The organism is Streptomyces sp. NRRL F-2664, from assembly GCF_000719345.1.
In the GTDB taxonomy this organism is placed as follows: domain Bacteria; phylum Actinomycetota; class Actinomycetes; order Streptomycetales; family Streptomycetaceae; genus Streptomyces.
Genome location: NZ_JOFX01000076.1, coordinates 1 through 10,027, shown reverse-complemented (window position 1 = coordinate 10,027; position 10,027 = coordinate 1). Strand labels below are relative to the sequence as shown.

The following is a 10,027-nucleotide window of genomic DNA, read 5'->3' as shown; positions in this document are numbered from 1 at the left end:
GACAGAACCCCCCAACAAGGTTCATCGTTGCAGCTCAGGAAGGCACTTTCGCGTTTCCGCCCCATAGCCGGCCGTACCCAAGTGAAACGGCGAGGCTAGGCAATCCGCTCGTGAGCGTCACGGCCTGCGCTCCAGTCCGGAAGTCTGAGACCTCTGAGAAGAGTGTGATCACCATCACAGAATGGGGGCGAGCGTGTCGCCTGTCCCATGTGACCGCGCGGTCGGCGGGCGGTGGACCACCCAGTCAGGGCAGCCCGACGCGGCGGTGTGAGTGCACGAGGTCCTGGGCTGGAGGTCCCGACGGGTGTGCGCCCAGGCGAGCACGGACCGCTGTTCCGGTCGATGGAGCCGTCGCGAGCCAAGACGGCCTCTACCGCTATCATCCGCGCATGAGGTCGAAGCACCTTGAGGCGATGTCGGTTCCATCGCGGACTCCCGTCACCGTGACGCTTCGCCGAAACGACAGCTTCCGCCACTTCCCTCACAAGGGCCGGTTGACCTGCGGTTTCCAGGAACTCAAACGGGCCCTTACCGCCCAAAGAGCAGAGAGGCGAACTGACACCATCTGCTCGGCATGGCTGGAACCCTCCACAGAGGCCCTCTACTCGCAGTAGAGTCTCGGTATGGCAGACGAAACGAGCATCAAGGTGAGTGCGGCAACCCGTGACCGGCTGGCCGCACTGGCAGCCGAGCACAGCACGACGATCCGGCAGCTCGTTCAGGAGCTCGCCGAGGGTCGGCCCACCCAGGCCGAGTACGCGGAGCGCGCCGAGCAGGCCCGCGCCGAGCTCGCCTCCGTGCTGGGCACCGTGCCGAGTGAGCAAGCAGAGGCGAAGGCGCGCGGACTTCTGGAACGCCTCGGCGGCTGCCAGGACCCGGCGGCCGCATAGTGGGGCCGATCGCGGTAGTCCTGGACCACACGACCGCCATCGCGCTCCACAACCCGAAGGACCCGTACAACGAGGCGGTCGCCGCGTTCTACGTCCAATCCTCCGGCGGCCTGGGCACCCTCTACGCGCCAGTGCTCTCTCTCACCGCTGGCACTACCGAGCGGCCGGGCCTGCTCCCCTACATTCACGGCCTGCGGTTCATCCGGATCGAGTCGTTTGACACCCACGCCGCGCTGGCTGCCGCCGAGCTGCTGCGCGCTGGGCACTCCTGGGCAACCGTCCACGCCATCCACGCCGCCCGCCCCTCCGCCGACTTCCCCGCCGGCCGCTACCTGCTCACCCTCATGCCGGAGCTGTACGCAGGGACTGGCATCCAGGCGGTCCACCCCGACCGGTAGCCGACCGGGAGGCTAACGAATAGTCGACCGAATTGAGGCTGCATCCCAAGACGCAGCTGTTCATTGAGCTCACCCATCGACCGTTGTCCCTTGGAGAGCCGTGCCTGTTTCCAACCGACTCCGCTTCGAGGTCCTGCGGAGAGACCGATACACCTGTCGGTATTGCGGGGGATCTGCGCCAGACGTCGTACTACGCGTGGATCACGTCGTACCGGTGGCGCTGGGTGGAACGGATACGCCCGACAATCTTGTGGCGGCGTGCGAACCCTGAAATAGCGGTAAGAGTAGCCACGGCCGATGTCGACATCGTTAAGGATGTGTCTGCGGATGCCCTCAGGTGGGCTGAGGCCATGAGGGTTGCAGCCGCCAACCTGGCGGGGCAGCAAGAAAAAGACAATTGGAATTCCTGGTCATACGAACTTCAGGAGAGAGGCGCACATTCCCTACCTTCTGACTGGAAAAACAGCATGGATCGCTTCCATGAGGCAGGGCTACCGCCCGCCACCCTATCAGACATGGTCGCGCCCAATCGCACAGTCAAAAGCCGGAATTTGTTCCGCTATTTTGCGAAAATACATGGCGAATGGTCGGTGAATTGCAGAAGAGGGCGCAAGCCCGCCTGGCAACTCAATCGACTGGGCCTGCCCATCGCGCGGACGAATCCCCTTCTCTCTTTCCGGTGGACAAAGCAGTAATTGACGTCTGGACTCACAACTGGATAGCGGACCACGAGAAACAGCTCACTGAGCAGCAGATCGCCCGCTTCGCAGCCAGCGTGAAAGCCTCCAGGACGTCGGGAGAATGGATCTGAGAAGTACAGACCAGGATGAGCACGCCGACATGGTCCTAGAGTGGATTGATGCTTGGACAGACCTGACAGGCCAGCCGCCAGACAACTTCTTCCTTCCGCTGGTAATGGAGGAGGTGGAAAAGTCCTCCCAGGCCGCCAGGGCATTGACGAGGATCCGAACGGCCGCACTGCTGGCCGCTTATCACCGTTCGTGGACTCTGCATCACGGCCTGCGCGCAAACGAACTTGAGGCGCTGGGAGTCTCAGCCGCCCGCCAGACTGCAATCGGCGTCTGGAACCGTTGCTCCTAAGAGTCCAGCCGCCGTTGGCCGACCATTGATGAAGAGGCGGAGTACATCCACGCGTCGAGCAAGCACTGGCAGCCCGAAAGCATGCCTCCGGCGAGCTCGCCTCAGCAGCTGCTCGAGCTGGCGCGGCCATGAGCACCGTGCTGGCCCCCTTCCTCCCGAAACCGCGACGCCGCCCGTCCGAACGTGAGCCAGCTACTCAAACTCCGGACGAGACATCTGCGGCAGTGCTGGATTTTCAGGCCCATGCTGAGGGCCGCCTCCTCGATGCTGGAGACGATCCTGCATGACCATGCTGCACACCCGGTCCTTCGCCCCTCCTCGCTTGTCTGCATGCGCACGATCTGCCGGACGTGGATGCCGCGAGCGATGTTCCCGGGCCAGCTCCTGGTGATCTGGGGGCATCGCGTTGGCACCGCGGTCAGGCTCCGGTGTGCAGGTGTTCCTGCCGGGCGTGGACCAGGCGGCGCCATGCGGAGCGGACGTGTTCTTCGTTCTCGGTCCAGTGGATGGCTGAGGGGGCCGGCAGAGGCAGGCCGGCCATGAAGTGGGCGACGTCGACGAAGTACGCGAAGTCGCCGCTGCCGCGAGTTCACGCAGGCGGCCGATGGCGGCGCCCGGGTCCTGATGTTCACTGCGGACGGCGTGGTGGAAGGCGGTTGCGAGTTCCGCGAACCGGTGGAGGAAGGGGAGCCCGGCGGCCTCGATGTCGCCGTGCAGGCGCCGCGCAGGACCAGCGGGACGATGCGCTTCTTCGGGGGCAGTCGGCTCGAGCCCCAGGCCAGCTGATGCGGGTAGTAGGACAGCGCCTCCAGGTCAGGGGTGGCCTCCAGCAGGGCTGCCGTACCCGTTGCGCCAGCCAGGGCCTGGGCACGTTCGTGGCGCTCGCGCAGGGCGTTCACCAGCGCCGAGGTGAGCTGTCCGGTGGCCGAGCCGACCAGCCTGGGGAGCGCCAGAGCGGCGGCGACCTCGCCGACGCCGGCCTGCAGCTGCTGGGCAGCATCTCTGCGAATTTTCCGGCCAGTCCGGACCGCCGGATGTACTCGTCCAGCGGCTCGCCGGGGTGTACGTGCTCCCAGTAGTGTCGCAGCGCCACGTCGAAGGACGGCATCGGCCGGCCCAGGGCCCCGGCGAGCGCGAGGCGGATCGTCAGGATGACCCGCTCGAAGTCCGAGCCGGTCGACGCGGCGCGGGACAGGTCGATCGGGATGGGCAGGAGCGATTGCGTCCAAGTGGGTGCGCCCCACTGGTCGGGGCGGTGCTCAGCCGCCGTCAGCGCGGCTTCGATCTTGCGGAGCAGGGTGGACTTGCCTACCCCTCCAATGCCGTGGAAGACGATCACGTTCGTGCGCGGGACTTCGAGGTCTTCCACGTCGACCCCTCGGCGCCGGTGCTGCACAGGTGCTCCTCGAGCGCGGCGGCGACCAGGGCCCGCTGGTGCTGCCGGTCGGTGAACGCTTCCGCGACGTCGAACTACGACGGGTCGTTGCGGCTGAACAGCGCATGCAGGTCGGCCACGGTCCCCCAAAATGATCATCGGCGGTATCAACCGTATGTCCTTGGGCGTGCGATGTGGCCGCCTTTCACAACCGGACGCCGGTGCCGTATCGGCTCGCGGAGACAATGGCGCCCCGCCCCGATGACGGAGACGCAGTGCACGTACGGCGAGGCTTCGGCCGCGCGGACCACGGCGGGCACGACGCGGAAGGTCGCCCCCGAGGTCTACCGACGGCTGATGGACTCCGTCGGCCCCGCCCTCGTCGACAAGGCCGAGCACGCCCTGCACAACGGTGGCCGGGGTTCGCGGGCTCGGCCAGGTGCGCATGCGGTGGATCGGGCACACCCTGCGTGCCGAGACCGATATCGTCGTCGATCCGCAGCTGGGTCGGCTGCCGCCGGAGGGTAGATGTGTGAAGCGGTGGGCTGTCGGCGGCGCGGCCTGCCTCCGCCACGGCGCTGCGGCCGGGGGTGGGATCGGGCTTTTGGCCTTCTGGGATTGCCCGGCTGCCCGATGATGGGGGCGGGCCATGGCGCCGCTTCCTCTTCACCGCCGTTCCCGGGGCGCACTTCCGCTGATTGTGCGCGCCGGTGTCTTGCGCGACGGCGCAGGCGGGGTTGGGGCTGGCCGGGCACCATCTGGTTGCCGGCGGTCCGGTGCAATGGGACCGTGCCGGAGTGGCGGCGTTGACGCTGCTGGCATTTGGGTGGGTCTGCGGGCGCGTGCGGCGGTGGTCTATGCCGGTGCTCGTTGGGGTGAGCTGTGCGGCCCAGGCCCTGTTGCACCACTGGATGGCCGCGGCCGCCACGGGGCGGGGTGGGCACACCGGTCATGTGGTGCCCGTTCAGATGCGTCCGGTGTGGCGCGAGCGGCTGCACGAGTCCCTGGCGATGGCTGCAGTCCACGCGGTCGCCGCCTGTGCGGTCGCGCGGCTGCTGCAACGGCTGGACCGCGTCCTGCACAGGGTCTGGGCCCTCGCGCTGGGCGTGGCAGCCGCGATGAGGGTCTGGTGGAGCAGATGGCGGCCGCTGACGGCCCCGCCTGGCGCGGCGGTCTGCGGTGTGCTGGCGTTGTGTGGCCGGGTCAGGACGGCGACTGAAGGGCGCGGTGAAGCGACGGGGCCGCCGAGGGGAGGGCTTGTGCGCCCATCCTGTCCCGGAGGCGGCGAACGCCCTGCGGCCCTTGCGGGGTGTCCGCAGCTGCTGCGGGTGTCGTCCTGGCTGCTGTTCCTGCCACAGCGCACGTTGCAGTGGAGTCCGAGACGGCTCTGGCCCTGGCCGAGGACGTCACCTTGAAGTTCGCGGCAGGGTCGGAGTGGGACTCGGCCGGGATCACCGAGCTGCGGGTGGTGCTGCCCGAGGGCATTGCGCCGTCTGATGTCATCTACGGGCAGGGCCCGCAGGGCTGGAAGTTCACCGCGAGCCCCGACGGCTACACGGTCAAGGGTCCTGCGGTGGGCCGTGGGCAAGGACGCCGAAGTACTCGGTGGTGGTCCGGCAGTTGCGGGAGGCCAAGGAGCTGGCTTTCAAGACGTTGTAGCTAGCGACGGCAAGGTCGACCGCTGGATAGAGCTGGCGGAACCGGCAGCCCGGCTCCCGTGCTCAAGCTGACGGCCGCGGTACCGGGCGCCACGCTGTTGGGCCCCTCCCCCGGCGGGGCGGCCGGCAGCTCCCCGTCCCCGTCGCCGAGTACGGCCGCCCGTCGGCGGCAGTTCCGTCCGCCTAAGCCGAACCGAAAGACTCCGGGGGCGGGCTGTCGGCCGGCGCCTGGGCCGGGATCGGGGCCGCGGTGCTGGTGGTAGCGGCGGGCATCGCCTTCGGGGTCCGGCGTACGGGGACGGGAGCCTGGATCCGCAAGGATGAGCGGGGGCGCTCCCGTAGGGGGCGCCCCCGCTTGAGGTGTCCCGGGCTTCCGCCGGGCAGCTGACCTGGGCGGAACGGTGTGACGGATCATCGGGAAGCCCTGTGTCCGGCGCTGCGCGCGTCAGTCGTGCGGGGCCTCGCCGCTGATCCGGTGGTCGGCGTGGCTGAGCGCCTCGGTGACCAGGCGGCGCAGGTGTCCGTCGCCGAGCCGGTAGACGACGTGCCGGCCTTCCCGGCGGGATTCCACCAGGCCGGCGAGCCGGAGCTTGGCCAGGTGCTGGCTGACCGCGGTCCGGGAGGCGGGGCAGTGCTCGGCGAGGGAGCCGACGTCCGACTCCTCCTGGGCGAGGAGCCACAGCAGGTGCAGTCGGGTGGCGTCGGAGAGCAGCGCGAAGACCACGGCGGCCTCGGTCAGGCGCGCCTCGTCCGGGACGCGCACATGCGCACCGCTTGCAGCTGAAACCGACTCGCTCACAGACATGCGACCAGGGTATGCCGGTCGTGATCCTGTCCCCCGGCCGGCGTGCGCCCGACACTCATCTGTCATATGCGCAACTGCGCACATATGCGTATGGTGGAGGTGTCAACCCCTCCGCCCTGCGAAGGACGTCCGCATGCTGTCCGTGCTGCGCAACCGCGCCTACCGGCACCTGTTCACCGCCCAGGTGATCGCCCTGGTCGGCACCGGCCTGGCCACCGTGGCCCTGGCCCTGCTCGCCTACGACATCGCTGGTCCCCGGGCCGGATCGGTCCTCGGAACCGCGCTGGCGATCAAGATGGTCGCCTACGTGGCCATCGCTCAGGCGATCGGTGCGCTCGCTCACCGCATCCCGCGCCGGGCCCTGATGGTCGGCTCGGACCTGACCCGCGCCGCGGTCGCGCTGAGTCTGCCATTCGTCGACCAGGTCTGGCAGGTCTACGTCCTGATCTTCGCGCTCCAGGCCGCCTCCGCCGCCTTCACCCCGACCTTCCAGGCTGTCATCCCCGACGTCCTGCCGAAGGAACGCGACTACACGCAGGCGCTGTCGTTGTCGAGGCTGGCTTACGACCTGGAGAGCCTGTTCAGCCCGGCACTGGCCGCTGCGCTGCTGACGTTCATGACCTACAACTGGCTGTTCCTGGGCACGGTCGGCGGATTCCTCGCCTCCGCGGCTCTCGTCGTATCGGCGGTGCTGCCCAAGCCGGCACCGGCGCCCGCGCGGACCGGGGGCGCGTACGCGAAGGCCACCGCGGGCAGCCGCCTGTTCTTCCGGATACCGCGCCTGCGCGCCCTGCTGTGCCTGAACCTGGCGGTGGCCGCCGCCAGCGCCCTGGTCACCGTCAACACGGTGATCTACGTCCGTGACCACCTCTCCCGCTCCACCGGCGACGTGGCCTTCGCCCTCGGCGCGTACGGCGCCGGATCGATGCTCGTCGCCCTGCTGCTGCCGCGCATCCTCGACCGCCTTGCCGACCGCACCGTGATGCTCACCGGGGCCCTGCTCCTGCCGGTGGTGTTCGCGGCCGTCGGCCTGATCACCGCCGCCTCGGGCGGAGACTGGCGCTGGCCCGCACTGCTCGGGACGTGGGCGGCATTCGGCGCAGCGTGCTCGATGGTCCTGACCCCAACCGGCCGTCTCATCCGGCGTTCGGCCCCGCCCGAGGAGCGCACGCCCGCCTTCGCCGCCCAGTTCTCCCTCTCCCACGCCGCCTGGCTGATCACCTACCCCCTCGCGGGATGGGTGGGCGCGTCGGCCGGACTGCTGTCCGCCGCCGTCGCCCTCGGTGCGATCGGCCTGACCGCCGCCGTGACAGCCGTACGGCTGTGGCCCGCCTGGGACACCGACGACTCTCTGCGCGTGCACACCGGCCTCGCAGCCGGGCACCGGCACCTGGAAGGCGCGGTGAAGGTACCCGGCGGATGGCGTCACAGCCACGTTCCGGCCTGCGACCAACTGCACCTCGCCGGAGCGAGCGCCGTCCCACGACAGCAAGGCCAGTCCGGCCAGCGGTCCGACCAGGATGCCGCCTGGTAGAAGACGTTGAACGCAGCGAACGCCTCCACCCGCCGCTCCGGCCCGGCCGAGGCGGCCAGAGAGGCGCGAACCGCCGCATTGAACAGGGCACCGGCCAGACCGGTCAGCACCTAGGCGACCACCAGCGCCGACGGCGGCTGCACCACCGCGAGCAGCGCGCAGGCAACGGTCCGCAGTGCGCAGCCGACCAGGATCATCGGCTTGCACCCGTACCGGTCGGCCAGGGTCCCGCCGATCAGGAACATGCCCTGCTGCGAGAGGTTGCTCACTCCCAGCACCAGGCCAACCGCCCAGGCGGCCAGCCCGGGCCCGTGGGCGAGATGGTCCGCGAGGTAGGCATCAGCATATATAAGCCCGGGCCGATGGCGAACTGGTCGACCATCAGCAGCCGCGCCGCCCGATCGAAGGACCGCACCCGGCCCGCAAACGCCTTCACCGCACACCCGACGTCCGCGCACCCGCCCGGCGGGGCTGCCGGCCGAGCGGGTTGCGGACCTGGCTGCACCGCGTCCAGCCCGCCACCTCGCACTCGTCCGGCGTCGCGATCCGGCCCCTCTCGATGCCACGTATCAGGGGTACCGGGTGGGCATCTTTCTGAAGAACGCGCGGCCGCCGCCCGGCGTGCCCAGGACCTCGAACAGCGCCAGGCCGAAGGGCTGCCGGTTGATTCCTGGTCCGGCGCGCTGTCGCCGGAGCGGCGGGAGCAGCTGGAGGACATCGACCCGTCTTGGTGCCCGGCCACCGACCGAGCCCGGCGAGGTAATGCACCAGGGCGAGGACCTCGGACGGTGGGTGCGCTCGGTCCGGCTCGGCTGGGACAAGCTCACAACCGTGCAGCAGTAGATGTGCGAGGAGGCCCTCGGCATCACCTGGTCCCACTGGCGACGCTGCCGCCAAGCAACCGCGCGACGCAGCCATCACCAAAGAAGAACCAGCTCAGGACACGATCCGCTGCTGGAGTACTAGGGGCAATACCGGTGACTTTGGGTGAGGTTGGTCGTTGGGTGGGTGTGCCGAGGCCTGGGCAGGTGAAGTCGTCGGGTGGCCGGTTGTCGGACCGGATCGCTCTGGGTGTGCTGACGCGGGTGTTTCCGCCGGAGTTGGTGGATGAGGTGGTGGCGGAGTGCGGGCGGGTGGAACAGCGCTCGCGGTTGTTGCCGGCCCGGGTGGTGGTGTATTTCGTGCTGGCGATGTGCCTGTTCCCGGGGCAGGGCTATGAGGAGGTGGCCCGGCTTCTGACGCAGGGGCTGGAGCGGGTGCGGCGGTGGGAGAAGCCGTGGCGGGTGCCGACGACCGCGGCGATCGGCCGGGCCCGCCGGCGGCTGGGACCGGACCCGCTGCGGGTGCTGTTCGATCGGGTTTGCCGTCCGGTCGCGACTGCGGAAACGGCGGGGGCTTCGACGTCCCGGACACCGACGCCAACGGCGAGTTTTTCGGTCGGCCCGGCTCAGGGAGAGGGCAGCAGCGCAGTGCGTATCCGTGCCGTCCACCGCAACCAGCCGCCACCGCCGATACCAGGCTGAAATCGTGGCGAGTGCTGACCGGGACGGGCGTGACCCGGCCCGGGGTCCGGGTTATCGAGTACAGGCTCGATGGTTCCGGCGAGGACACCGTCTACCGGCTGGTCACCACCGTCTGCGACCCCGGCCAGGCACCCGCCGTCGAACTCGCCGCCCTCTACCACCAGCGGTGGGAGATCGAGAACACCCTGGACGAGATCAAGACCCACCAGGGCGGCCGGCAGCTCGTCCTGCGCTCGCAGTACCCCGACGGTGTCGAGCAGGAAGTCTACGGATTCCTCCTTGTCCACCACGCACTGCGCGATCTCATGCACCAGACCGCCCAGGAGGCCGGCCTCGATCCGGACCGGATCTCCTTCACCCGCACCCTCAACGCCGCCCGCCGCCACGTCACAGGCCAGGCGGCGCCTTCCCCCCTCACGACTGACCCGGGCCTTCCAGCACACAGCCCGTGAACTGCTCGAACGGCTTCTGCACCCCGCAGACGGCGCTCGAACCCCCGTGTTATCAAACGCAAGATGAGCAACTGGCACCTCAAGCACCCCCACCACCGCAACCCGCCCCCGCCACCGGCCCACACCATCACGCTGGTCCCACCCACTAAACCAACCAGCAGACACCTGAAAACAACCTAAATCACCGGTATTGCCCCTAGGGGCTGTTTCTCGGATCTCCGGACAGGGGTGGGGTGTTGAGGGCAGGCTCGTCGTATGGGCCGTGGGGATCTGACGAATGCGGAGTGGGAA

10 protein-coding genes and 1 pseudogene are annotated in these 10,027 nt (G+C 69.0%); 8 read left to right on the top strand and 3 right to left on the bottom strand.

The annotated features are described in order from the left end of the window. Positions 1–623 precede the first annotated feature (623 nt). From IF89_RS0133075 to IF89_RS46395, 4 genes are all read left to right on the top strand, one after another. Positions 624–890, top strand: coding sequence for a hypothetical protein (locus IF89_RS0133075; RefSeq protein ID WP_030776002.1), 267 nt, complete (start codon positions 624–626; stop codon positions 888–890). Next, entirely contained in the window at positions 890–1,288 is a 399-nt protein-coding gene (locus tag IF89_RS0133070) for a hypothetical protein (protein WP_030775999.1), read from the top strand. The genes IF89_RS0133075 and IF89_RS0133070 overlap by 1 nt, the downstream gene beginning before the upstream one ends. Before the next feature lie 100 nt (positions 1,289–1,388). Beyond that, positions 1,389–1,559, top strand: a complete 171-nt coding sequence (locus IF89_RS49180; protein WP_078628685.1) for an HNH endonuclease — start codon at positions 1,389–1,391, stop codon at positions 1,557–1,559. A gap of 1,454 nt (positions 1,560–3,013) precedes the next feature. Continuing rightward, entirely contained in the window at positions 3,014–3,175 is a 162-nt protein-coding gene (locus IF89_RS46395) for a hypothetical protein (protein ID WP_158718022.1), read from the top strand. Positions 3,176–3,284: 109 nt separating this feature from the next. Here the strand turns inward: IF89_RS46395 and IF89_RS0133050 are convergent, their stop codons facing one another. Then, positions 3,285–3,758: a hypothetical protein gene (locus IF89_RS0133050; protein ID WP_158718021.1), complete on the bottom strand. Its 474-nt coding sequence runs from the start codon at positions 3,756–3,758 to the stop codon at positions 3,285–3,287. Positions 3,759–4,088: 330 nt separating this feature from the next. On the opposite strand from IF89_RS0133050, the pseudogene IF89_RS48210 reads away from it, so the two are divergent. Beyond that, positions 4,089–4,269 (top strand): annotated as a pseudogene (locus IF89_RS48210) (cation diffusion facilitator family transporter); the annotation flags it as partial. 1,598 nt (positions 4,270–5,867) lie between these two features. Here IF89_RS48210 and IF89_RS0133045 read toward each other — a convergent pair. After that, complete coding sequence (locus tag IF89_RS0133045) at positions 5,868–6,227, bottom strand: ArsR/SmtB family transcription factor (protein WP_030775990.1); 360 nt, start codon at positions 6,225–6,227, stop codon at positions 5,868–5,870. A 133-nt stretch (positions 6,228–6,360) separates the two neighbouring features. Here IF89_RS0133045 and IF89_RS0133040 point away from each other — a divergent pair, with 133 nt between their 5' ends. After that, the gene (locus tag IF89_RS0133040) at positions 6,361–7,761 is read left to right on the top strand and encodes an MFS transporter (protein WP_078628684.1); all 1,401 of its coding nucleotides are present in this window, start codon (positions 6,361–6,363) and stop codon (positions 7,759–7,761) included. A gap of 110 nt (positions 7,762–7,871) precedes the next feature. On the opposite strand, the gene IF89_RS48205 is transcribed toward IF89_RS0133040, so the two are convergent. After that, positions 7,872–8,030 carry a hypothetical protein gene (locus IF89_RS48205; RefSeq protein ID WP_234327976.1) on the bottom strand — a complete coding sequence of 53 codons (159 nt, stop codon included), beginning with the start codon at positions 8,028–8,030 and terminating at the stop codon, positions 7,872–7,874. Positions 8,031–8,810: 780 nt separating this feature from the next. Between IF89_RS48205 and IF89_RS48195 the strand changes: the two genes are divergently transcribed. Continuing rightward, the gene (locus IF89_RS48195) at positions 8,811–9,284 is read left to right on the top strand and encodes a transposase domain-containing protein (RefSeq protein WP_420706996.1); all 474 of its coding nucleotides are present in this window, start codon (positions 8,811–8,813) and stop codon (positions 9,282–9,284) included. Positions 9,285–9,295: 11 nt separating this feature from the next. Then, a complete protein-coding gene (locus tag IF89_RS49435; protein ID WP_051808014.1) occupies positions 9,296–9,736 on the top strand; it encodes a transposase in 441 nt (146 codons plus the stop codon). The last annotated feature ends 291 nt before the right edge of the window (positions 9,737–10,027 follow it).